The 22,733-nt window shown below is 74.7% G+C and carries 19 protein-coding genes; 9 read left to right on the top strand and 10 right to left on the bottom strand.

Features of this window, described 5'->3' with window-relative positions; all coding sequences use genetic code 11:
• The coding region (locus FB00_RS15000) for a DEAD/DEAH box helicase (protein ID WP_047233743.1) at window positions 1-3,221 on the bottom strand (3,221 nt) is incomplete at its 3' end.
• 189 nt (window positions 3,222-3,410) lie between these two features.
• On the opposite strand from FB00_RS15000, the gene FB00_RS15005 reads away from it, so the two are divergent.
• The 5 genes from FB00_RS15005 to FB00_RS15025 all read left to right on the top strand — a co-directional run bounded on the left by FB00_RS15005 (window position 3,411) and on the right by FB00_RS15025 (window position 8,646).
• Window positions 3,411-3,644, top strand: coding sequence for a DUF3046 domain-containing protein (locus FB00_RS15005; protein ID WP_047233744.1), 234 nt, complete (start codon window positions 3,411-3,413; stop codon window positions 3,642-3,644).
• 69 nt (window positions 3,645-3,713) lie between these two features.
• The gene (locus tag FB00_RS15010) at window positions 3,714-5,897 is read left to right on the top strand and encodes a phage holin family protein (RefSeq protein ID WP_047233745.1); all 2,184 of its coding nucleotides are present in this window, start codon (window positions 3,714-3,716) and stop codon (window positions 5,895-5,897) included.
• A complete protein-coding gene (locus FB00_RS15015; protein ID WP_047233771.1) occupies window positions 5,894-6,694 on the top strand; it encodes an MBL fold metallo-hydrolase in 801 nt (266 codons plus the stop codon). Before FB00_RS15010 ends, FB00_RS15015 begins: the two co-directional genes overlap by 4 nt.
• Before the next feature lie 210 nt (window positions 6,695-6,904).
• Window positions 6,905-8,020, top strand: coding sequence for a recombinase RecA (gene recA / locus FB00_RS15020; protein WP_047233746.1), 1,116 nt, complete (start codon window positions 6,905-6,907; stop codon window positions 8,018-8,020).
• Window positions 8,021-8,136: 116 nt separating this feature from the next.
• A complete protein-coding gene (locus tag FB00_RS15025; protein WP_231581877.1) occupies window positions 8,137-8,646 on the top strand; it encodes a regulatory protein RecX in 510 nt (169 codons plus the stop codon).
• A 5-nt stretch (window positions 8,647-8,651) separates the two neighbouring features.
• Here FB00_RS15025 and FB00_RS15030 read toward each other — a convergent pair whose 3' ends face one another.
• The 4 genes from FB00_RS15030 to FB00_RS15045 form a co-directional block, all read right to left on the bottom strand.
• On the bottom strand, window positions 8,652-9,554 hold the full coding sequence (locus FB00_RS15030; protein ID WP_047233747.1) for an amino acid ABC transporter permease: 903 nt from the start codon (window positions 9,552-9,554) through the stop codon (window positions 8,652-8,654).
• The gene (locus tag FB00_RS15035; protein ID WP_047233748.1) at window positions 9,551-10,240 is read right to left on the bottom strand and encodes an amino acid ABC transporter permease; all 690 of its coding nucleotides are present in this window, start codon (window positions 10,238-10,240) and stop codon (window positions 9,551-9,553) included. Before FB00_RS15035 ends, FB00_RS15030 begins: the two co-directional genes overlap by 4 nt.
• A 99-nt stretch (window positions 10,241-10,339) precedes the next feature.
• Window positions 10,340-11,215, bottom strand: a complete 876-nt coding sequence (locus FB00_RS15040; protein WP_047233749.1) for a glutamate ABC transporter substrate-binding protein — start codon at window positions 11,213-11,215, stop codon at window positions 10,340-10,342.
• A 103-nt stretch (window positions 11,216-11,318) separates the two neighbouring features.
• Window positions 11,319-12,137: an amino acid ABC transporter ATP-binding protein gene (locus FB00_RS15045; RefSeq protein WP_082141369.1), complete on the bottom strand. Its 819-nt coding sequence runs from the start codon at window positions 12,135-12,137 to the stop codon at window positions 11,319-11,321.
• Between the two features lie 102 nt (window positions 12,138-12,239).
• Between FB00_RS15045 and miaB the strand changes: the two genes are divergently transcribed.
• Window positions 12,240-13,913 (top strand): tRNA (N6-isopentenyl adenosine(37)-C2)-methylthiotransferase MiaB, encoded by a 1,674-nt coding sequence (gene miaB / locus FB00_RS15050; protein ID WP_047233750.1) that lies wholly within the window; start codon window positions 12,240-12,242, stop codon window positions 13,911-13,913.
• Window positions 13,914-13,968: 55 nt separating this feature from the next.
• On the opposite strand, the gene FB00_RS15055 is transcribed toward miaB, so the two are convergent.
• Window positions 13,969-14,481 carry a YbjN domain-containing protein gene (locus FB00_RS15055; RefSeq protein WP_052877713.1) on the bottom strand — a complete coding sequence of 171 codons (513 nt, stop codon included), beginning with the start codon at window positions 14,479-14,481 and terminating at the stop codon, window positions 13,969-13,971.
• Complete coding sequence (locus FB00_RS22855; RefSeq protein ID WP_369799758.1) at window positions 14,478-15,074, bottom strand: YbjN domain-containing protein; 597 nt, start codon at window positions 15,072-15,074, stop codon at window positions 14,478-14,480. Before FB00_RS22855 ends, FB00_RS15055 begins: the two co-directional genes overlap by 4 nt.
• A 212-nt stretch (window positions 15,075-15,286) precedes the next feature.
• Between FB00_RS22855 and FB00_RS21245 the strand changes: the two genes are divergently transcribed.
• Window positions 15,287-15,943, top strand: a complete 657-nt coding sequence (locus FB00_RS21245) for a hypothetical protein (protein WP_052877714.1) — start codon at window positions 15,287-15,289, stop codon at window positions 15,941-15,943.
• Here FB00_RS21245 and FB00_RS15070 read toward each other — a convergent pair.
• From FB00_RS15070 to FB00_RS15080, 3 genes are read right to left on the bottom strand one after another with little or no spacing between them, the layout of a single operon-like run.
• Complete coding sequence (locus tag FB00_RS15070) at window positions 15,933-17,966, bottom strand: hypothetical protein (RefSeq protein ID WP_047233751.1); 2,034 nt, start codon at window positions 17,964-17,966, stop codon at window positions 15,933-15,935. The genes FB00_RS21245 and FB00_RS15070 overlap by 11 nt on opposite strands.
• On the bottom strand, window positions 17,963-19,939 hold the full coding sequence (locus FB00_RS15075) for an HSP90 family protein (protein WP_082141371.1): 1,977 nt from the start codon (window positions 19,937-19,939) through the stop codon (window positions 17,963-17,965). Before FB00_RS15075 ends, FB00_RS15070 begins: the two co-directional genes overlap by 4 nt.
• Window positions 19,936-20,436: a YbjN domain-containing protein gene (locus FB00_RS15080; RefSeq protein WP_047233752.1), complete on the bottom strand. Its 501-nt coding sequence runs from the start codon at window positions 20,434-20,436 to the stop codon at window positions 19,936-19,938. The genes FB00_RS15075 and FB00_RS15080 overlap by 4 nt, the downstream gene beginning before the upstream one ends.
• A gap of 177 nt (window positions 20,437-20,613) precedes the next feature.
• On the opposite strand from FB00_RS15080, the gene miaA reads away from it, so the two are divergent.
• Both miaA and dapF read left to right on the top strand, forming a co-directional pair.
• Window positions 20,614-21,669, top strand: coding sequence for a tRNA (adenosine(37)-N6)-dimethylallyltransferase MiaA (gene miaA / locus FB00_RS15085; protein WP_082141372.1), 1,056 nt, complete (start codon window positions 20,614-20,616; stop codon window positions 21,667-21,669).
• Window positions 21,666-22,718 carry a diaminopimelate epimerase gene (gene dapF, locus FB00_RS15090; RefSeq protein ID WP_082141373.1) on the top strand — a complete coding sequence of 351 codons (1,053 nt, stop codon included), beginning with the start codon at window positions 21,666-21,668 and terminating at the stop codon, window positions 22,716-22,718. Before miaA ends, dapF begins: the two co-directional genes overlap by 4 nt.
• Window positions 22,719-22,733 lie beyond the last annotated feature (15 nt).

The following is a 22,733-nucleotide window of genomic DNA, read 5'->3' on the forward strand; positions in this document are numbered from 1 at the left end:
GCGAGCCGGACGCGCATCACGCGCCGCGCGGACTCGAGCTCGCGGAGCCAGTCGGCTGCGGCGTCGCGCGCGTCCTCGCGCGTGCGGGCCACGACCTCGGCCTCCGTGAGGGGCCCCAGCCGGCGCAGCACGTCCCACACGTCCTCGGCGTGCCGGGCCTGCCGCTCGGGCGCCAGCGCGCCGAGCTCGGCCTCGGTCCGCTCGATCTGCGCGGGGTCGAGCAGGTCGGCGAGCTGTGCCGCGACGCCGTCGCCGCCCAGCAGCTCGGCGAGCAGGGTCGGGTCGAGCGACAGCGCCGCTGCCCGCCGCTCCGCGAGCGGGGCGTCGCCGTCGTAGAGGAACTGCGCCGTGTACCCGAAGAGGAGCGACTGCGCGAACGGCGACGGCGTCGGGGTCGTGACCTCGACGAGGCGCACGCGCCCCGCCGCGAGGTCACGCATGAGGTCGGTGAGCGCCGCGACGTCGAAGTCGTCCTGGAGGCACTCGCGTGCGGCCTCGAGGACGATGGGGAACTCCGGGTACTCCGACGCCACCGACAGGAGCTGCGCCGAGCGCTGGCGCTGCTGCCACAGCGGCTGGCGCCGGTCCGGACGCCGCCGGGGCAGCAGGAGCGCGCGGGCGGCGGCCTCGCGGAACCGTGACGCGAACATGACCGACCCGCCGAGCTCGTCGCGCACCGCGTCGAGCACGTCGTCCGGGTCGAGCAGCAGGTCCTCGACGCCGACGACGGGTGCGTCCCCGCCGAGACCGCCCGAGCCGTCGGTCGCTCCCTCGAGCCACGAGTCCCCGGTGTCCGGGAGCCGCAGGACGATGCCGTCGTCGGCGTGCATCGCGGCGGCGTCGACCCCGTAGCGCTCGCGCAGGCGCGCGGCGAGCACGAGCGCCCACGGCGCGTGCACCTTCGCGCCGTACGGCGAGTGCACGACGACGCGCCAGTCGCCGAGCTCGTCGCGGAACCGCTCGACGACGACCGTCCGGTCGTCGGGCACGCGCCCGGTCGCGTCGCGCTGCTCACGGAGGTACGCGAGGAGGTTGTCGCTCGCCCACGCGTCGAGCCCGGCGGCGCGCAGCCGGTCGGCCGCGGCGTCGTGGTCGTCGGCCGCGAGCGCGTCGGTCTCGCGCACCCAGGCGCCGAGCGCCCGGCCGAGCTCGGCGGGCCGCCCGGGGGAGTCGCCCTTCCAGAAGGGCAGGCGCCCGGGGATGCCCGGCGCGGGCGTGACCAGCACGCGGTCCGGCGTGATGTCCTCGATGCGCCACGTGCTCGACCCGAGCGTGAACGTGTCGCCGACGCGCGACTCGTAGACCATCTCCTCGTCGAGCTCGCCGACGCGCTTGCCGCCGCGCGGGGCACGCCCGCCCGCCGTGTCCGGGTCGCCCGCCACACCTCCTGTCGCGGCGTCCGTGGCGAGGAAGACGCCGTACATCCCGCGGTCGGGGATGGTCCCGCCGCTCGTCGCCGCGAGCCGCAGCGCGCCCGGTCGCCCCGTGAGCCGGCCCGACGCACGGTCCCACACGATGCGCGCGCGCAGCTCGCCGAAGTCCTCGCTCGGGTACCGCCCCGCGAGCATGTCGAGCACCGCGTGCAGCGAGGCGTCGCCCAGGTGGGCGTACGGCGCGCTGCGCCGCACCACGGTGGCGAGCTCCGCGACCGTCCACTCGTCGACCGCGACCATGGCCACGACCTGCTGCGCGAGCACGTCGAGCGGGTTCGCGAGCACGTGGAGCTCCTCGATGCCGCCGGTGCGCATGCGCTCGGCGACGACCGCGGAGGGCACGAGGTCGCCCCGGTGCGTGGGGAACACGACGCCGTGCGACACCGCGCCCACCTGGTGCCCCGCGCGCCCGATGCGCTGCAGCCCGGAGGCGACCGACGGCGGGGCGCCGACCTGCACGACGAGGTCGACCGCGCCCATGTCGATGCCGAGCTCGAGGCTCGACGTCGCGACGACCGCGGGCAGCCGCCCGTCCTTGAGCTCGGTCTCGGTCCGCGTGCGTTCCGCACGGCTCATCGAGCCGTGGTGGGCGCGCGCGATGACGGGCTCGACGCCGGAGCTCGCGCCCGACTGCGCCTGCACCTGCGCCGCGGTGATCGTGCCCGGGTCGAGCACGTCCTCGCCCTGACGTTCCGCCCACACCTCGTTCATGCGTGCCGTGAGGCGCTCGGCGCCGCGGCGGGAGTTCGTGAACACGAGAGTCGAGCGGTGGTCGGCGACGAGGTCGACGACGCGCTCCTCGACGTGCGGCCACACCGACGGGCGCTGCGGCCGGACGTCCGGCGCCCCGGTCGGGCGGGACGTCGCAGGCCCCGAGAGGTCCCGCTCGCCCGGCGGCAGGGGTGGCAGCGCGCTCGCGCTCGTCGCCCCGGACGTCGCGCCACGGGCCCCGCCTGCTTCCTTGCCCGGGCGCGCGCCGGCGTCGGGCACCAGCGCGGCCGTGCCGAGGTCCGCGAGGTCGGGGACGGGCACCACGACGTCGACCTCGATGCGCTTGGCCGCGGGGGGCTGCACGACGACGACCTCGCGGCCCGCCTCCGCCTCCGGGCGGTGGCCGCCGAGGAACGTCGCCACGGCCTCGACGGGCCGGACGGTCGCCGAGAGCCCGATGCGCTGCGCGGGCGGGCGGTCCTGCGCCTCGAGGAAGGCGTCGAGACGTTCGAGCGACACCGCGAGGTGCGCGCCGCGCTTGGTCCCCGCCACGGCGTGGATCTCGTCGACGATCACGGTCTCGACGCCCGCGAGCCCCGCGCGCGCCTGCGAGGTCAGCACGAGGAACAGCGACTCGGGCGTGGTGATGAGGATGTCCGGCGGGTGCGTCGCGAGGCGGCGGCGCTCGCTCGTGGGCGTGTCGCCCGTGCGGGTGCCGACGACGACGTCCGGCACCTCGAGCCCGAGCCGCACCGCCGCCTGGCGGATGCCCGCGAGCGGGGAGCGGAGGTTGCGCTCGACGTCCGCGGCGAGCGCCTTGAGCGGCGAGACGTACACGACGCGGCAGCGCTGCTCGCGCACGACCTCGCCGGCTGCGGGCGCGCTCATGATCCGGTCGAGCGACCACAGGAACGCCGCGAGCGTCTTGCCCGACCCGGTCGGAGCGACGACGAGCGCGTGCCGGTCGCTCGACACCGCGTCCCACGCGCCGGCCTGCGCCGCGGTCGGGGCGTCGAACGCGCCCGAGAACCAGGCGCGCGTGGGCGCGGCGAAGCGCGCGAGCGGGTCCGTGGTCACTGGCCCATTCTCGCCGCGACCACCCACACGCGCCGCGCGACGGGAGACCGGCGGCCCGCCCGCGCGAGGGAAGTCCTCCGAGCGCTGCGTCGGCGTGCGAGCGATGCGTCCCGGGACGCATCGCTCGCGCACGGACGCAGCGCTCGGCCGTGCGGACCGAGAGGGCGCGCGGCGTGGGAGGCTGGTCCCGTGCGCTACCGCGAGTTCTCCGAGCTGGTCGACGAGGTGTTCGGCGCGTCCCTGGGACGCGCCTACGTCCGCGAGCAGGTGCTGTCCGCGCTCGGCGACCGGACGGCCGCCCAGGCGCTCGAGGACGGCGTCGAGCCGCGCGTCGTCTGGCACGCCCTGTGCGACGCGCTCGACGTGCCCGACGCGCGACGCTGGGGCCACGACGACCACCGCCAGGCCCCGCCGCGCCGCTGACCCCGCCCCTGCCGGTCCACGGAGGACCGCCGAGGGGCGCGACGGGCCTCTCGCCGCGATGATGGCCGCATGAGCGCTCCCGCCCGAGGCCGTGCCGCGGTCCGCGTGACCGCGGCCGACGTGCGCGGAGCCGTCTGGTCGCTCGTCTCGACGGCCGTCGGCCTCGGGCTCGCGATCTGGTTCGTCCCCGGGGTCGAGGTCACCAACCCGTGGTCGCTCGTCCTCGCGGCGCTCGCGGTCGGGCTGGGCGACGTGCTCCTGCGCCCCGTGCTCCGGCGTCTGGCGCACCGGTTCGGCGTGGTCGGCGCGCTCGTGTCCGGCGTGGTGGCACAGCTCGCGGTCGCGTGGGCGGCGCTCACGTACCTGCCGGGGTTCCGGAGCGGCTCGTGGGTGGACGTGCTCGCGGTGCTCGTGCTCGCGGCCGTCCTCATGGCGCTCGGGCGCTGGGTGGTCGGGGCGAGCGACAACGAGTACGTCCTCGGTGACCTGCTCCGGCGGGCGCGCCGGCAGGCCGGCGTGCCGCGACGCGGGCCGGGGGCCGCGGGTGCGACCGAGCGCCCGGCGGGACTGCTCGTCGTCCTGCTCGACGGCGTCGCGCGCCCCACGCTCGACTACGCGCTCCAGGCCGGGCTCGCCCCGACGCTCGCCCGCTGGCTGGGCAGCGGGAGCCACCACCTCACGACGTGGTGGGCGCGCGTGCCCGCGACGACGCCCGCCTCCACGATCGGCCTCCTGCACGGCTCGACGGAGCACGTGCCCGCGTTCCGCTGGTGGTCGCGCGCGCTCGGCCGGCTCGTCGTGACGAACCGACCCGCCGACGCGGCGGCGGTCGAGGCGCGCACCAGCGACGGTTCCGGGCTCCTCGCGGGCGGGGGAGTCGCCGTCTCCACGATGTTCTCCGGCGACGCGGCGACGAGCCTGCTCGTCATGAGCCGGGCGCGCGAGGGGCTCGGGCCCGGCCAGATGTTCGTGCACTTCTTCGCGAGCCCGTTCGTGCTCGTGCGTGCGGTCGTCGTCGCGCTCGGCGAGCTCTTCAAGGAGCTCTACCAGGGCTGGCAGCAGGCCGTGCGGGGCGTCGAGCCCCGGGTGTCGCGCCTCGGCTGGTACCCGGTGCTGCGCGCGGTGACGAACGTCGTGCTGCGCGACCTCAACACGACGCTCGTCGCGGAGCAGCTCGTGCGCGGGACGCCGGTGGTGTGCGTCGACCTCGTCGACTACGACGAGATCGCCCACCACGCCGGACCGCTGCGCCCCGAGTCGCTGCGCGCGCTGGAGGGCCTCGACCGGGTCGTCGGGCTCTGGGAGCAGGTCGCCGCCGTCGCGCCCCGCCGCTACGAGGTCGTCGTGCTGTCCGACCACGGGCAGTCGCTCGGCTCGACGTTCGAGCAGGTCGAGGGCCGGTCCTTCCTCGACGAGGTCCGGCGCCTCATGGCCCCCGGGCCCGGCGCGCGCGCCGGGGTGCGCCGCGGCGAGGAGGACGCCCGGGCCGAGGGACGCCGTCGGGCCACCTCGCCCGACAGCGAGTCGTGGGGCCCGGCGAACACCGCCCTCAACGCGCTGCGGCCCGGGACGTCGGGCGAGGAGGCCGCAGAGCCCGGCCGCATGATGGTCGGCCCGGACCGGACCGAGCGGCGCCCTGGCGCCGAGGACGCCGCGCTGCCCGAGGTCCCGGAGGTCGCGGTCGTGGGGTCGGGCAACCTGGGCATGGTCTGGTTCCCGCGCGAGCCGCGCCGGCTCACGGGCGACGAGGTCCGCGAGCGGTGGCCGGGGCTGCTCCCCGGTCTCGTCGCGAACCCGGCCGTCGGCGTCGTCGTCGAGCGCGGTGCGGGCGGCGAGGTGCGGGCGCACGGGTGCGGCGGCTCGCGCGACCTGCGGTCCGGGGAGGTCGTGGGCGAGGACCCGCTCGCGGGCTACGGGTCGAGAGCCGCGGCGGACCTGCTGCGCGTGGCGGCGCTCGAGGACGCGGGCGACCTCGTGCTCGTCTCGCGCGTGGACGAGGTCGGGATGGTGCACGCGTTCGAGGGGCTGGTCGGGTCGCACGGCGGCCTCGGCGGGGCCCAGAACGAGGCCGTCCTGCTGCACCCCGCGCACCTCGGGCTGCCCGACGACGAGCTCGAGGACGTGGACGGCACGCCGATGCTCGTCGGCGCGGAGGCGGTGCACCGTCGCCTCGTGGCGTGGCTCGTCGACCTCGGCGTGCGGTCCGTCGCCCCGGCGGCGGACGGCGCGGGGCGGCGGGCGGGGGAGCCGTGAGCGTCCGCGTGACGTGGCTCGGCCACTCGAGCGTCGTCCTCGACGTGCGGTCCGGACGCGCGGGGGTGCCGGACGTGCGCCTCGTCACCGACCCGCTCCTGCACCGGCACGCGGGGATGCTGCGGCGGCGCGGAGAGCGGCCCGCCGCGGTGTGGCAGGACAGCGACGCCGTCCTGCTGTCCCACCTGCACCACGACCACGCGGAGCTGCGCTCGTTGCGCCTCCTCGGCGACGCGCCCGTGCTCACGGCCCCGGCGAACGCGCGCTGGCTGCGCGCCAGGGGCCTGCGCGGGGTCGGGCTCGACGACGCGTGGCACGCCGTCGGGGCGGAGGCGGCGGGGGTCGAGGTGCGCCTCGTGGCGGCGGTGCACGGGCACCGGCCGATGCCGCACCGGCCCAACGCGGCGAACGGGCACCTCGTGCGGGCGGACGGCCCGGACGGGGCGCGGGTGTGGGCGGTCGGGGACACCGAGCACTACCCGGACATGGTCCACCTGCCGGCGCTCGCGGGCGGTCCGGTGGACGTCGCGCTCGTGCCGGTCGGCGGGTGGGGACCTCGGCTCTCGGGCGGGCACCTCGGCCCCGTGCAGGCGGCACGGGTGTGCGCCGAGGTGGGCGTGGGCGTCGCGATCCCGGTGCACTGGGGCACGCTCCACGCGCCGGGTGGGCGGCACCTCCCGCGTGGCTGGATGGACCACGCGGGGGCGGCGTTCGAGGCGGCCGCGCAGCGCGAGGCGCCCGGGACGCGCGTCGTGGTCCTGCGACCGGGGGAGTCGTGGTCGTCCGACGACGCGTGAGCGGCGCGGTCGTGACACGCCGAGGTGCGCGTTCCGGGATCGAACACGTGTTCGGCTAGAGTTGTGCACAGGACGCGCTCCGGCGGGTCCAGGACGCCGGTCCGGCACGACGATCCACAGGCTCGAGGGTCGCCGGAGCCGCGTGTCGGTGGCTGCCCGTAGCGTCGGGCCACAACGAACAGATGAACGTCGAACCGAAGGTGGACTGACATGCCCGCACCCGCAGACCGCGAGAAGGCGCTCGAGGCGGCCCTCGCCCAGATCGACCGGAGCTTCGGCAAGGGCTCCGTCATGCGCCTCGGCGAAGAAGGCCGCGCCCCCGTCGAGGTCATCCCCACGGGCTCCATCGCGCTGGACATCGCGCTCGGCATCGGCGGCCTGCCGCGCGGGCGCGTCATCGAGGTGTACGGCCCGGAGTCCTCTGGAAAGACGACCGTCGCGCTGCACGCCGTCGCGAGCGCGCAGCGCGCGGGCGGTATCGCGGCGTTCATCGACGCCGAGCACGCCCTCGACCCGGAGTACGCCAAGAAGCTCGGCGTCGACACGGACGCGCTCCTGGTCTCCCAGCCGGACACCGGCGAGCAGGCGCTCGAGATCACGGACATGCTGATCCGCTCGGGCGCGCTCGACATCATCGTCATCGACTCCGTCGCGGCGCTCGTGCCCAAGGCGGAGATCGAGGGCGAGATGGGCGACAGCCACGTCGGTCTCCAGGCCCGCCTCATGTCGCAGGCGCTGCGCAAGATCACGGGTGCGCTCAACGCGTCCGGGACCACCGCGATCTTCATCAACCAGCTCCGCGAGAAGATCGGCGTGTTCTTCGGCTCGCCCGAGACGACGACCGGTGGCAAGGCGCTGAAGTTCTACGCGTCCGTCCGCCTGGACATCCGTCGTATCGAGACGCTCAAGGAGGGCACCGACGCGGTCGGCAACCGGACCCGTGTCAAGGTCGTCAAGAACAAGATGGCCCCGCCCTTCAAGCAGGCCGAGTTCGACATCCTCTACGGCGTCGGCATCTCCCGCGAGGGTGGCCTCATCGACATGGGCGTGGAGCACGGGTTCGTGCGCAAGTCCGGGTCGTGGTTCACCTACGGCGGCGACCAGCTCGGTCAGGGCAAGGAGAACGCGCGTTCGTTCCTGCGCGACAACCCGGACCTCGCCAACGAGCTCGAGAAGAAGATCAAGGAGAAGCTCGGCGTCGGGGCCAAGATCGACGCTCCGGCCGACCCTGCGGCGGGCGTGACGGTCCCGGCCGACGGCGCGGCCGCGCCCGGCGCGGCGAAGGCCCCGGCCGCGGCCGCCAAGGGGAAGAAGTCGCCGTTCTGATCGACGAGCGGGACGGTGAGGACGGCTTCGAGCCGTCGGACCTGTCTGAGGAGGACGACGGGCGCCGCACCGGCCGCAAGGCCGGGCGGCGCCCGCGCCCGACCCTGCACGAGCTCGTGGAGCGCGGCGAGATCAGCGACGCCGACCTCGCCGAGCGCGCTCGGGAGACGGTGCTGCGCATCCTCACGGCCGCGCCGAAGAGCCGTGCGGAGCTCGCGCAGTCGCTCGCGCGCAAGGGCTACCCCGAGCACGTCGTCCTGCCGATCCTCGACCGGTTCGAGGAGGTCGGTCTCGTCGACGACGCGCAGTACGCCGAGATGATCGTCCGCACCCGGCACGCCGAGCGCGGGCTGTCACGCCGCGCGATCTCGACCGAGCTGCGGCGGCGCGGCATCGACGGCGAGGTCGGCGCCGCGGCGCTCGAGCAGGTCGACGACGACTCCGAGGCGGACGCGGCCCTGGAGCTCGCCCGCACGCGCCTCGCCCGCACGCGCGGCCTCGACCGCGAGGTGCGGGTGCGCCGGACCGTCGGGGCGCTCGCCCGCAAGGGCTACAGCCCGTCGCTGGCCTTCGAGATCGTCCAGCGAGAGCTCGACGCCGAGGCCGCCGAACCCCCGCTCGACTGAGGCCGTCAGCGGGTGACGGAGACCGCGGGTGCGTCCTCGGCCGGTCCGCCCGCGACGACCGTGGGGTTGCCGATGCCCGGGCCGGCGGCCGTGGCCCCCGCGGTGCGACCGCTGAGGAAGCGGGAGAGCCATCGCGCCACGAGGGTCAGCAGCCAGTTGATGACGATGAAGATCACCGCGGCGAGCACGAGCGACTGGAGGATGTTGCCGTTGCCGACGCCGTAGAGCTGCGCGGCCCGCAGGAGCTCGTTGTACGTGATGATCTGGCCGAGCGCGGAGTCCTTGAGGACGACGACGAGCTGCGAGACGAGCGCGGGGAGCATCGCGATGAGCGCCTGGGGGAGCTGGACCGAGCGCAGCGTCTGCCCCTGGGTAAGGCCGATCGCGAGCCCGGCCTCGCCCTGGCCCTTCGGGAGGTTCCCGACGCCGGAGCGCACGAGCTCGGCGATGACGGAGCCGTTGTAGAGCACGAGCGCGAAGACCACGGCGAGGAACGGGGCGTCGTCGACGTTGTTGAAGCCCAGGAGCAGCCAGAAGAAGATCATCATGAGCAGCACGGGCACGGCCCGGAAGAACTCGACGACGATCCCGCACACGGTCCGCACCGCGCGCAGGTGTGACAGCCGGCCGGTGCCGAACAGGAGCCCGAACGCGAGCGCGCCGACGATGCCGAACGCGGCGGCGCGCAGCGTGTTCTGCAGACCGGGGATGAAGTAGTACTGCCACGCGTCGGCGGTGAACAGCGACGACCACAGCTCGGGAGCGAGCTGGCCCTTGTTGCCGAGCGCCACGAGCACGAGCGCGGCGATCCCGAGGACGACGACGGCGCCGACGATGTTGCCCAGCAGGATCGCGCGGCGCGCGCGAGGGCCGGGGGCGTCGAAGAGGACGGACTGCTGGGTGCTCATCGGCGGACCGCCAGTCGGTTGGAGAGGGACGTGGTGAGCAGGCCGATGGGGATGACGAGGATGACGTAGCCGATCGCGAACGTCAGGAAGATCCCGTAGATGTAGTTCGAGTTGAACTCGATCATGGTCTTCATGAGGCTCGAGGTCTCGGTCGTGACGCTCGCCGCGGCCGCGACGGTGGAGTTCTTCAGCAGCGCGATGAGCGTGTTGCCGAGCGGCGCGATCGAGCCGCGGAACGCCTGGGGGAGGATGATGAGCCGCGCCGCGGGGAGGAACGACAGACCGATCGCCCGCGCCGCCTCCGCCTGGCCGATCGGCACCGTGTTCACGCCCGACCGGATCGACTCGCACACGAACGCGGCGTGGTAGATCGCCAGGCCCACGACGGCGAGCCGGAAGAAGTTCGCCGCGAAGTCGGGGGCGAGCGTGACGTTGAGCTGGCCCCACAGGCCCAGCACCATGAACGTCATGATGATCGTCAGCGGCGTGTTGCGGAACACGTTGACGTACGCGGTCCCCGCCCAGCGCAGGCTCGGCACGGGGGAGATCCGCATGAGCGCGAGCGCCGTGCCGAGCACGAGCGAGAGGATCGCGGCCCAGAACGTCAGCTGGATGTTGACCCAGAACGCGCCGAGCACGTCGTACTCCCGGGCGAGCGCCCAGGTCTGCGACAGGTAGTCACCCACGGTTGGTGGTCCTCCGGGAGGGTATGTGCCGGGCCGCGTCTACGGCCCGGCGGCCGGGGGAGCGGCGCACCGGCGCGCGGCTCCCCCGACCGTGGACGGTCAGGCGCAGGGGTCGACCGTCGGCGGGTTCTCGCTGGCGTTGGGCGTGTACCCGGTCCCCTCGGTGTTCTTGGTGACGAACTCCTCCCAGGAACCGTCCTCGATCATCTTCTCGATCGCGGCGTTGACGTCCTCGCAGACGTCGTTGTCCTGCGGGAGCCCGACGCCGTAGCGCTCGGTCGAGAACGGCGCCCCGACGACCTTGACCTTGCCCTTGTTGGCCGGCTGGGCGGCGAGGCCCGCGAGGATGATGTCGTCGGTCGTGACGGCGTCGACCTGGCCGGCGGTGAGCGCGGTGACGCACTCGGCGTACCCGGGTCGCTCGAGGAGCTGCGCGCCCGCGGCGTACTCGTCCTTGATGCGCTGCGCGGACGTCGAGCCCGTGACGGAGCACAGGTTCTTGCCCTCGAGCGACTCCGGCCCCGTGATGTCCGTGTTGTCCTCGGCGACGAGCAGGTCCTGCCCGGCCACGAAGTACGGCCCGGCGAACGCGACCGTCTCCTTGCGCGTGTCGGTGATGGAGTAGGTCGCGAAGATCATGTCGACCTGACCGGTCTGGAGCATCGTCTCGCGCTGGGCGGACGGCGCCTCGACCCACTCGATCTGGTCCTCGCCGTACCCGAGCTCGCCCGCCACGTACGTGGCGACGTCGACGTCGAAGCCCGTGTAGGTGGAGCCGTCCTGGTACCCGAGCCCTGGCTGGTCGAACTTGATGCCGATCTTGATCGAGCCCTCGGCGCCACCGCCGGTGTCGCCCGAGTCGGTGGCTCCGTCGGTCGCGGTGTCCTCGCCGCCGACCTCGCCGCCGCCGCACGCCGCGAGCGTGAGCGCGGTGAGAGCGGCCAGCACGGCAGCACCTGCGTGTCGTGTGCGCATCGTTCCTACCCTTCGTGAGTGGTGGCCGCCCGCCGAAGGTGTGCCTCGACGGTCGACCGGGTTCTGGGGCTGTCGGGCCGGGCCCGTAGGTGCCCGGCGGGCTTCAGTGGGTGAGGATCTTCGAGAGGAAGTCCTTGGCGCGGTCGCTCTTGGGCGCCGTGAAGAACTCCTCGGGGTGGGCCTCCTCGACGATCTGGCCGTCGGCCATGAAGACGACCCGGTTCGCGGCCTTGCGGGCGAAGCCCATCTCGTGCGTGACGACGATCATCGTCATGCCCTCCTTGGCGAGGGCGACCATGACGTCGAGGACCTCGTTGATCATCTCGGGGTCGAGCGCCGAGGTGGGCTCGTCGAAGAGCATGACCTTGGGCTGCATCGCGAGCGCGCGGGCGATGGCGACGCGCTGCTGCTGCCCGCCGGAGAGCTGGGCGGGCATCTTCTGCGCCTGGTTCATCACGCCGACGCGGTCGAGCAGCGCGAGCGCGCGGTCCTTGGCGACCTTCCCCTTCTCACGCCGCACCTTGACCGGGCCGAGCGTGACGTTGTCGAGGATCGTCTTGTGCGCGAAGAGGTTGAAGGACTGGAAGACCATGCCGACGTCGGAACGCAGGCGGGCGAGCTCCTTGCCCTCCTCGGGCAGGGGCTGCCCGTCGACGCGGATCTCCCCGGAGTCGATCGTCTCCAGCCTGTTGATCGCCCGGCACAGCGTCGACTTCCCGGAGCCCGACGGGCCGATGACGACGAGCACCTCGCCGCGTCGGACCGTGAGGTTGATGTCCCGCAGCACGTGCAGGTCCCCGAAGTGCTTGTTGACGTCGCGCAGCTCGACGAGCGGCTCACCGAGGACCTGCTCGGCGGGGAGGGGCTGAGCGTCCTGCGCGCTGCGCTGCGCGTCGGACGGCGAAGAGGTTTCGTCGGCCATTCCTGGACACTATGTCCCTTCTGTTGCACGGTGCCACCTCATCCGGCAACAGTCGGGCAACAGTTCAGTAACACGGCACCCGGCGCCGTACCCTGGACGGTGATGTCCACGATCGCCTCCGCCCCCGTCCCGGCCGCACTCGCACCCCGTGCCACCCCCGGTGCGCCGGTCGACGACGCGCACCCGCGCACCTACGTCGTCCGCACGCTCGGCTGCCAGATGAACGTCCACGACTCCGAGCACATGGCGGGGATGCTGGAGGAGGCGGGGTACACGCGCGCGAGCGCGGACGACGAGGCCGCGAACCGCGCCGACGTCGTCGTGATCAACACGTGCGCGGTGCGGGAGAACGCCGCGACGCGCCTCTACGGGAACCTCGGCCAGCTCGCCTCGGTCAAGGCGGCCCGGCCCGGGATGCAGATCGCCGTCGGCGGCTGCCTCGCCCAGAAGGACCGCGGCACGATCGTCGAGAAGGCGCCGTGGGTCGACGTCGTGTTCGGCACGCACAACCTCGACGCGCTGCCCGTGCTGCTCGAGCGGGCGCGCCACAACGAGGCCGCGCAGGTGGAGATCGCCGAGTCGCTCCAGGTCTTCCCCTCCACGCTGCCGACCAAGCGTGAGTCGGTCTACGCCGGCTGGGTCTCGATCAGCGTCGGCTGCAACAACACGTGCACGTTCTGCATCGTCCCGCACCTGCGCGGCAAGGAGCGCGACCGCCGCCCGGGCGAGGTCCTCGCCGAGGTCGGGGCGCTCGTCGAGGCCGGAGCCATCGAGGTCACCCTGCTCGGCCAGAACGTCAACAGCTACGGCGTCGAGTTCGGCGACCGCGGTGCGTTCGCCAAGCTGCTGCGCGCGTGCGGGACGATCGACGGGCTCGAGCGCGTCCGCTTCACGTCGCCGCACCCGGCCGCGTTCACCGACGACGTCATCGCGGCGATGGCCGAGACGCCGAACGTCATGCCCCAGCTCCACATGCCGCTCCAGTCGGGGTCCGACCGGATCCTGCGCGCCATGCGCCGTTCCTACCGCTCCGAGCGCTTCCTCGGCATCCTCGACCGCGTGCGCGCCGTCCTGCCCGACGCCGCCATCACGACGGACATCATCGTCGGGTTCCCCGGGGAGACCGAGGAGGACTTCGCGGAGACGATGCGCGTCGTCGAGGCCTCCCGCTTCTCCTCGGCCTTCATGTTCCAGTACTCGCCCCGCCCCGGGACGCCCGCCGCGACGATGGAGGACCAGCTCCCCAAGGAGGTCGTGCAGGAGCGCTTCGAGCGACTCCAGGCGCTCCAGGAGCGCATCGCCGGCGAGGAGTCGGCCCGTCAGGTCGGTCGGACGATCGACGTGCTCGTCGGCGAGGGCGCCGGCCGCAAGGACGGCGCCACGCACCGCGTGACCGGACGCGCCCCGGACAACCGGCTCGTCCACCTCGCGCTCCCCGTCGACGTCGTGCCCACGGCGCCCGACGACGCCGCGCCGGTCCCCGCCGCCACGCCCGCGTCCGCGGACCCGCGCCTCGCGGACGACCTCGACCCTCGCCTTCCCCGCCCCGGCGACGTCGTGACGGTGGAGGTCACGCGCTCGGCACCCCACCACCTCATCGCCGACTCGGCGCTCACGGGCGGCTCGTTCGCGGTGCGCCGCACCCGCTCCGGCGACGCGTGGGCGACGCGCGAGCGCGCTCGCCTCGGCGGTGGCGACGACGACCACGGGCACGGGCAAGGCGGCGGCGCCCCGTCCGGCCCGGTCGTCCTGGGCCTCCCCACGCTCCGCGCCTGAGCCGCTGATCCCGCCGGCGGACCCGACCGCGCGTGCCTGGCCGCCGCGGCCGGCGTCAGTCGTCCAGCGTTCCCGGGGGGAGCTGCGCGCCGATGGCGTGGAAGAGCTGCACGGCGGTCCCGAGACCGCACGAGACGGTCTGCGCGAGCTGGTCGTCCGTCGCGCCGTGCTCGAGGTCCACGGAGACCTCGGCGTAGAGCGCGAGCCGGCCCGCCTCCTCGCGGACGTAGACCTTGGGCCAGATGCGCTCGCGGTTCCAGTCGTTGACGGCCTGCAGGGTCACGAGGCGTGACTCGAGGGGGAGCGACGTCGACCAGCGGCCCCGGACCTGGAGGATCTCGGACCGGTCGCCGAGCAGCAGGAACCAGAACCGGTGCCCGTCCCACGTCCCGGTGATGTCGCCGTCGTCGTCCACGCGGAAGTGGTAACCGCGCCGCGTGAGGTGGTCGCCGATGCGCGCCATCGACAGCGCGCGCGGCAGCTCTTCCTCGCGCGGGAGCGAGTCGGGCGCCTTCGGGCGGCGGTTGCCGAACAGGCGCGTGAACCAGTTGGTGCGGGCCTGCGTCATGGCGCCTGCCTCGCGGGGTCGGGGTAGAACTCGTCGAGCGCGTCGAAGAACATCGACCCGGTGCTCAGCCCGCACTGGAGGAGCTGGTCGAGCTGGTCGTCGGTCACCCCGTGCTCGAGGTCCACGGTCACCTCGGTGAAGACCTGGATCATCCCGTTGTCGCGCACGCGCGTGTACGTCTTGGGCCAGATCCGGTCCGCGTTCCACTCGTTGCAGAACTCGAGGATCTCCTCCAGCCGCTCGAGCGCGAGGTCGCGGTTCCACTGACCGCGGACCTGGAGGATCTCGTCGCCGTGGCCGAAGAGCAGGAAGTAGAAGAGCCGACCGTGCCACAGCCCGCCCACGTCACCGTCGGAGTCGACGAAGTAGCTGTAGCCGCTGTCCGTGATCCACTCGACCACCCGGGAGAGCGCCAGCGGGGTCGGGGGACGCAGCACGTCGGTCGCGACCTGTCCCAGCTCTCGCGCCAGGAGGTCCTCGACCTGCGACTGCAGATCGTCCCCGGCGCGGCCGGGCGCCGCCCCGCCGTCCGGAGCCCCGCCGGGATCACCGTCCCGCCGGTCGTCGTCGTCCCGCGCCCCGAAGAACCTCACCCACCCACCGTACTCGCGCGCGCCCCCGGACGTCGCATCGCGGACCTCGTCCGTCGTCGCCCGTGGCAGCGCACCCGGGCCGCTGCGCGACGTCCGCACGGAACGGCCCCGCCGCATCGACCCGTGCCGTGGGGCGCCGCCGCCCCTGCTGCCGTCCGTCGCCGGCGTGCGGGCTGACCGGACCTCGTGCCGACGACGGCTACGGTGGGCCCGTGACCGTCCGCGCCGTCGTCCTGCCCGGTACCCCGCTCCTCGTCCCCGGCGCCGCGGGCGACACCACGGTGCTCAACGACACGCGCGCCGCGGCGCTCGCGGCGCTGGGCCGACTCGTGGACGGTGCCCGGGCCGTGCAGGGGGACGGGACCGCGCCCGTGGTCGTCGTCGCACCGGGACCCGCGCCGGGACCTGCGCCGGGACCCGCGCCGGGATCCGCGCCGACGCGGGGTCCGGCGCGAGCGTCGCTCGCGGCGGCGGGCGTCGCGGACGCCTGGCTCGACACCACGTGGGCGGTCGCGACACGTCCGGCCGCGCGGGACTGCCCGGTGGCGGGGGCAGCCGCGTCGGTGGGGCTCCTCGCGCTCGCCGGCGCGGGCTGGACGGGCCCAGTCGACGTCGTCGAGCTCGACGACGCCGACGCACCCGCCGCGCACGCGCTCGGCGCGCGCCTCGCCCGGCAGGGCGCGCGCCTCGTCGTCGTACACGACCCGCGGGCCGCGGCGCCGGACGCGGTGCTCGCCGGGTTCGGCGCCGCGCCCGACGCCGGGCACCGGCACGTCGCGACGGGGGAGTACGAGCAGCGCCGCTACGAGGTGCGCTGGTACGACGACGTCGCCCCTTGCGCCCCGGCCGGCAGGTCCGTCAGCCGCTGAGCCCCGCGCCGACGGCCGCGGCGTCCTGCTCGCGACCGAGGCGACGCAGGGTCGCGACGAGCTCGTTGGCGACCAGCGTCCGCGCGTCGCCGTCGTGGACGATCGCGAAGCCCTCCATCGCGGACTCGAGGAGGTCGACGGCCTCCGCGTCGGCACCGGCCTCGCAGCGGGAGCGCCCCGCGAGCCAGAACGCGTGGGCGGCGTCGCCGACCTGCCCTGCGCGCGCGAACTCCTCTGCCACGGCCTCGGCGAGCGTGGCGGCGGCGTCGAGCTCTCCCGCGGTCGCCAGCAGCCGCGCTCGGGTGTCCCGCAGGTCGCGGCGCTCCTGCTCGTCGGCCGCCGTGTCCCGCTCGACGAGGTCGGCAGCGCGGGGGACCTGCTCGGCGGCGGCCGGACCTGCCGCGTCGAGGTCGTCCAGCGTGCGCTGGAGCTGCGCGAGCGCTCCGGTCACGTCGCCGCGCCCGGCCTCCAGCCGGGCGTACGCACGGACGATCGGGCCGACGAACCGGGGTGCGACTCCACCCGCGCGGACCAGCGCGAGGGCGCGCACGAACGCCGGGGCGGCGCCCTCGTCGTCGCCCTCGACCGCGGCGAGCTGGGCCGCCTCGGCGAGCGCGAACCCGGCCCGGTCGAGGTGGCCCGCCGACTCCAGCTGCGCCGACGCGCGCCGCAGGAGCTGGGCCGCGCGCACCGGGTCCTCGCCCGCGACGTCGTCGGCGAGCCGGAGCATCCCCTCGGCGTCGGTCGGCTCGGCCGAGGCCTGCCCGACGTGCCCGGAGCCGTGCTCCGTGCCGAGGTCCGCGCCGGCCGGAGCGCCGGGGAGCGAGGGGGTCGCGCCGCCCGACGAGGACGTCGCCCGGACGTCCGCGCCGTCGTCGCCCACCGCGAGACCGGCCGGGTCGCCCGCTCCGGGCTCCGGCGCGGGCGACAGGACCGAGAGGTCGACGCGGAGCGTGCGGGACCCCTGGTCCCACGCGGCCCGTAGACGCTCGGACGCGGCAGGCGTGCCGTTGCGGGCGTCGAACGAGGATGCGAGGTCGGCCGCCTCGCGGCGGACCCAGTCGTCGAGCTCCGCGACGGTCGTCGCGGGCACGTCGCGCAGGGCGAGCGGCGCGTCCGCGTGCTCGGCACGCAGCACGCCTGTGGCGACGCTCACGCTCGTGAGGAAGCCGAGACGGTCGCCCGGCGAGTCGGCCTCGGTGAGGAACGCCTGGTGCTCGCCGAGCAGGCGCAGCGCGCGCGACGCGTTGCCCGTGCGCGCGAGGAACTCGACGTGCCGACCCTTCGGGCCCGTCATCGAGACCCCGGTGTCGAGGTGTCGCAGACCGCGCCGGTGCGTGCGGGCGGCAGCCTCGGCGTCGCCGACCTCCACGTACGCGAGCTGGAGGTGGGAGAGCATGTCACCGGGCTCGGTGGCGCACGACGGCGACCCCTGGAGTACCTGCTCGAGGAGCCGGATGCCCTCCTCGTGGCGGCCCGTCTCGAAGAGGTACGCGGCGCGGTCGCCGGGCTCGCACGCCTCGCACTGGGAGTACTCGTCCCGCGGGGTCGCGACCCATGCGCGATACGCGTCCTCGACGTCCGCGCCGCCCCGCTCGCGGGCCCACTCGAAGCGCTCCAGCTCGACGGCGTTCGTCCCGTTCCCCGCGAGCGCGTAGCGCCGCGCCATGTCGTCGAGCGTGCGCTCGATCTGCGCGGCGGGGACGGCGGGGAACTCCATGAGGTGCCCGACCATCCACTTGAACGACCAGAAGAGCGAGTGCGCGTCCTCCGCGTCGAAGTGCTCGGGGCGCTCGTCCCACCAGCGCAGCATCTTGGTGAACGGCAGGTAGGCCTTGGTGACCTCGCCGCCCCAGACGTACGACTCGACGAGGACGAAGAGCGCGTACGCGCGCGTCCCGTCCGGCCCCTCGGCCTCGACGCGCTCGACCTCGGCCGCGGCGGCCGTGGAGCGGGCGAGGCCGTAGGGCATGCGGCGGACGTCGTACAGCGCGGCGTTCACCTGGTCCACGGACCGGGTCATCGGTTCTCCTCGTCGGTGTGCTCGGTGTGCTCGGTGTGCTGGCCGGGGCGGGGGTTTGCGAGGGCGCGGGCCAGCAGGAGCGACAGCGAGTCGTTCATGAGCGCGGCCTCGACGGGCTGGAGCGCCTTGCCCGACGCCAGCACCGCGGTGACGTACAGGGACCGGACCCCCGCGCTACGGACGTCGGCGTCGGGACTCGCGAGCAGGTCACGCACCGTGTCGTTCGTGTCGTTGAGGACCAGCCGACGAGGGCGGGCCGGGCCGCTGAGACCCGCGAGGATCTCGCCCCACAGGTCGTCCGTCTCGGCCACACGGGCCGCCTCGCGCGCGTGGTCGCCGTCGCGGTCGTGCAGCAGCATCGCGGGCAGGGCGTCCGGCTCGTACCGCCGCAGCACGACGTCGCAGTCCTGGTCGGCGAGCGCGGCGTCGACCGACGCGAGCGCCTCCGCGACCTCGAGCTCGCGCAGGGGCTCGACCTCGGCGAGGACGTGCGCGACGTCCGTGGCGGAGACCGGCGACAGCCGCCACTGCGGGAACCGCGCCGCGACGCGCTCGAGCAGGTCCGCGTCGTAGACGTACCCGCCGTTGACGACGGCCAGGCCCTGGGCGGCCGCGACCGGGGCGATGCGGCGGAACTCCTCGACGCTCGAGGTGTAGAGCAGGCGGCCCTCCGGTCGAGCGTCCACGAGGTCGGCGAGCGTCCCGGTCCCGGCGGTCGTCTCGAACGGCAGCACGCGCGCCGCGACGTCGAGCATCTCGTCGTCGGTGAGCGCGAGGGCTCGGACCGCGAGGTGGTGGGTCTCGAGGAAGCGTCGCGCGAGGACCGTGTCCGCCGCGAGCGTCTCGAGCAGCCACCGGCGGACCTGCGCGCCGAGAGCGTCCCGGGTCGCGAGCAGGACCTCGTCCTCGTACAGGCCCTCGCGCGACGCGGTCGGACGCAGCACGGACGCGTCGAGCACGCACCGGACGAAGAACGCCCACGGGGGGAGCAGGTCGTCGACCGCGCTGCCGAGCAGCATGCGCTTGACGTAGACCCGGTGCCGCGCCGTGGTCGTCGGCGCGACCGCGGCCGGGAGCACGTACGCCACGCCGGACAGGCCCGCGAGGGGCAGGTCGAGGTCGATCCGGGCGAGCGGGCCGAAGCCCAACGTCCGCTCGGCGTAGCGCGTCAGGGCCGCGTCGCGGGCAGCGGGCGTCGGGTGCGCGGCCCGCCAGGGGAGCTCGTCGCCGCTCAGTCGGCGCAGCACGACGGGGGCGGCGTCCGCGCCGTCGGCGGCTTCGCCGTCGAGACGCGTCTCGACGAGCAGCTCGACGGGCAGGAGCGAGCCGAAGTCCTGCGCGAGCGCGACCACCGTCTCCGGTGCGAGCCAGTGCTCGGTGTCCCGGCGCGGGCGCAGCCGCACGACGCTCCCCGGCTCCGCGGGCGCGTCCGGGTCGTCCGGGCCCAGCTCGACGAGCTCGTACCGGCCGTCCGCCCGGCCCCGCCAGCGGACCGGGGCCGCCCGTCCTCCCGAGGGCGACGGGCGGGCGGAGCGCGACACGAGCTCGATCTCGTCGGCGACCATGAACGCCGAGAGCAGCCCGATGCCGAACTGGCCCAGGAACTCCTCGCGCCCCGAGCCCAGCTCGACGTCGCGCTTCGAGCTGCGCCCGATGGTCGCGAGCAGCTCTTGCGCCTCGTCGCGGGTCAGGCCGACGCCCGAGTCGTGCACCTCGAGACCGCCGTCCGGGAGCGGGCGCAGCAGGATGCGGCTCGGGGTCTCCGGGCCCTCCAGGGCGACGCGCGCCGTGATCGCGTCGACCCCGTTCTGCAGGAGCTCGCGCAGGTACACGCGCGGGCTGGAGTACAGGTGCCGGGCGAGGAGGTCCACGACGCCCCGCAGGTCGACCTGGAACGCCGCCGTCGCGTCCCCGCCCGGGGTCGTGCCGTGCGGGTGGCGCCCGCCGTCGGTGCGCTCGTGCGCCGCGCTCACCGCGCGTCGACGTCGGCGGTGCCGTCGGGGACCACGCCCTGCGCCGCCGTGTCGGGGAAGCGCTCGTCGAGCGCGTCGAAGAACTGCAGGCCCGTGAAGAGGCCGCACTCGACGAGCTGGCCGAGCTGGTCGTCGGCCGCGCCGAACTCGAGGTCGGTCGCGACCTCGGTGTACACGGCGACCTGGTCGTCCTCGACCCGCGTGTAGACCTTGGGCCAGATCTTGTCGCGGTTGAACTCGTTGGCGACGAGCACGACCTGTGCCTCCGCCGCGGCGGGCAGCGTCCGGTTCCACCGGCCGCGGACCTGGAGGATCTCCTGCTTCTCGCCCATGAGGAAGAAGAAGAACACCTTGCCGTCCCAGTTGCCGCCGAGGTCTCCGTCGGAGTCGACGAAGTACTTCCAGTCGCGGCTCTTGAGGAACGCCTCGACCCGCTCGCGCGTCAGCGGCGCGTTCTGGCTCGTCGGGGCGGCGTCCGGCTTGGTGAAGAAACCCATGTCTCGAGTCCTTGTCGTCGGTGTCAGGGTCCGTGCACCGCCCGCGAGAGGGCAGGTCGGAGCACGCGACGGGGTTGGGTGGCGGGCCCGCGAGCAGGCGGACCGTCCACCGGACACACTACGCATCACCGCCCACACGACCCAGGTCCGGGCCACCCGGCCGGTACCGTTGCGCGGGTGAAAACCGAGCACGACCCGACCGGCGCGCGGGACGGGGGCGATCGGCGCGACCGCCGCGTCGTCGTCGCCGTCGTGGGCCCGACCGCCACCGGCAAGTCGGACCTCGCCCTCGACCTGGCCGAGCGGCTGTCCGTCCCCGGGGCTCCGGCGGAGATCGTCAACGCCGACGCCTACCAGCTCTACCGTGGCATGGACGTCGGCACCGCGAAGGTCCCCGTCGACGAGCGCCGCGGCGTGCGTCATCACCTGCTCGACGTGATCGACCCCGTCGAGGACGCGTCGGTCGCGCGCTACCAGGCCGAGGCCCGGCGCGTGCTCGACGAGATCGCCACGCGCGGGGCGCGCGCGGTCGTCGTCGGCGGGTCGGGCCTGTACGTGCGCGCGCTCCTCGACGACATGCGTTTCCCCGGGACCGACCCGGCCGTGCGCGCGGCGCTCGAGGCGCGCGCCGAGGCCGAGGGCACGCGCGCGCTGCACGACGAGCTGGCGCGGCGCGATCCCGCGGCCGCCGCGAGCATCGGCCCCGCCAACACGCGGCGGATCGTGCGCGCCCTGGAGGTCATGGAGCTCACGGGCGAGCCGTTCACGGCGAACCTCCCGCGGCAGGCTTACGTGCGCCCGACCGTCCAGGTCGGTCTCGACTGCGACCGCGAGGTCCTCGACACGCGCGTGGCCGGACGGGTCGAGCGCATGTGGGCGCAGGGGCTCGTCGACGAGGTGCGCCGCGTCGAGGCGCAGGGCATGGGCCGGACGGCGCGCCGCGCCGTCGGGTACGCCGAGGTCCTGGCCGCGCTCCACGGGGAGACGACCGAGGACGCGGCGCGCGAGGCGGTCACCGCGAACACCCGTCGCCTCGCGCGCAAGCAGATGGGCTGGTTCGGCCGCGACCCGCGCGTGCACTGGCTCGACGCGCAGTCCCCGACCCGCATCGAGGACGCGCTGACCCTCGTGGCCCGGGCGGACGAGCACGCGGACGCCGTCGCGCGGGGCGACGTCCCCGAGCCGGACGAAGCGGACAGCGACGCCCCGGTGCGCCGTAGTCTGGGCTCATGACGCGCACCCGCTTCACCAAGGGCCACGGGACCCGCAACGACTTCGTGCTGCTCGCCGACACGAAGGGCGAGCTCGACCTCACGCCCGAGCTCGTGCGCGCGCTCGCCGACCGCCGCGGCGGGATCGGTGGCGACGGGGTCATCCGCCTCGTGCCGACCGCGCTCGTGCCCGAGTCGCGCGAGGTCCTCGCCGAGGACCCGCACGCCATCTGGTTCATGGACTACCGCAACGCCGACGGTTCGGTGGCCGAGATGTGCGGCAACGGCGTGCGCGTGTTCGCCGCGTTCGCCGAGCGGCTCGGGCTCGTGAGCTTCGCGGGCGGGACCGAGGTGCCCGTCGGGACGCGCGCGGGCGTCAAGCGCGTGCGCAAGGAGGCCGACGGCTGGTTCGCGGTCGACATGGGTCGCTGGTTCCTGCCCGGCGGCCGTCCCGCGCTGCACGACGGCTACGACGCGACGGTGGTGGTGCGCGGCTGGGAGGTCCCGCGGCCCGCGCTGAGCGTCGACCTCGGCAACCCCCACACCGTGCTCGCCGTCGCGCGCGAGGACCTGCTCGACCGCGCCGACCTCACGGAGGCGCCCGTCGTCGAGCCGCACCCGACGCACGGGACGAACGTCGAGCTCGTGGTGCCGCTCGGCGAGACGACGGCCGACGACGGCACGCTCGTCGGGCGCGTCCGCATGCGCGTGCACGAGCGCGGGGTCGGGGAGACGCCGTCGTGCGGGACCGGCGCGTGCGCCGCGGCGCTCGCGGTCCGCGTCTGGGGCGGCCCGGACGCGCCGGACACCTGGCTCGTCGACGTCCCGGGCGGGACCGTCCGCGTGAGGGCGCTCGAGGGGGACCGTGTCGAGCTCGCGGGGCCTGCCGAGCTCGTGTACGCGGGCGAGGTCGACCTCGCGTCGTTCCTGCCCGCCCCCGCGGCGGCGGAGGCCGAGGGCGCCGCCGACGCGGCGCCCGAGGGCGACGACGGGTCGGAGGGCGCCCCACGCACCGATTCCGGTGAGGGTGTCCCTGACGGGACGCCGGACGCGGAGCGCACCGCGGTCTGACGGACTGCTGCGCCC

This window comes from Cellulosimicrobium funkei (genome assembly GCF_001019615.1).
Lineage (GTDB): Bacteria > Actinomycetota > Actinomycetes > Actinomycetales > Cellulomonadaceae > Cellulosimicrobium > Cellulosimicrobium cellulans_E.

Coding starts and splice junctions, on each gene's coding strand:
- FB00_RS15070 (WP_047233751.1), bottom strand. CDS start 17,966: ATGACCCGGTCCGTGGACCAGGTGAACGCCGCGCTGTACGACGTCCGC.
- dapF (WP_082141373.1), top strand. CDS start 21,666: ATGACGCGCACCCGCTTCACCAAGGGCCACGGGACCCGCAACGACTTC.
- FB00_RS15040 (WP_047233749.1), bottom strand. CDS start 11,215: ATGCGCACACGACACGCAGGTGCTGCCGTGCTGGCCGCTCTCACCGCG.
- miaB (WP_047233750.1), top strand. CDS start 12,240: ATGTCCACGATCGCCTCCGCCCCCGTCCCGGCCGCACTCGCACCCCGT.
- FB00_RS15055 (WP_052877713.1), bottom strand. CDS start 14,481: ATGACGCAGGCCCGCACCAACTGGTTCACGCGCCTGTTCGGCAACCGC.
- FB00_RS15030 (WP_047233747.1), bottom strand. CDS start 9,554: ATGAGCACCCAGCAGTCCGTCCTCTTCGACGCCCCCGGCCCTCGCGCG.
- FB00_RS15010 (WP_047233745.1), top strand. CDS start 3,714: ATGAGCGCTCCCGCCCGAGGCCGTGCCGCGGTCCGCGTGACCGCGGCC.
- FB00_RS15045 (WP_082141369.1), bottom strand. CDS start 12,137: ATGGCCGACGAAACCTCTTCGCCGTCCGACGCGCAGCGCAGCGCGCAG.
- recA (WP_047233746.1), top strand. CDS start 6,905: ATGCCCGCACCCGCAGACCGCGAGAAGGCGCTCGAGGCGGCCCTCGCC.
- FB00_RS15080 (WP_047233752.1), bottom strand. CDS start 20,436: ATGGGTTTCTTCACCAAGCCGGACGCCGCCCCGACGAGCCAGAACGCG.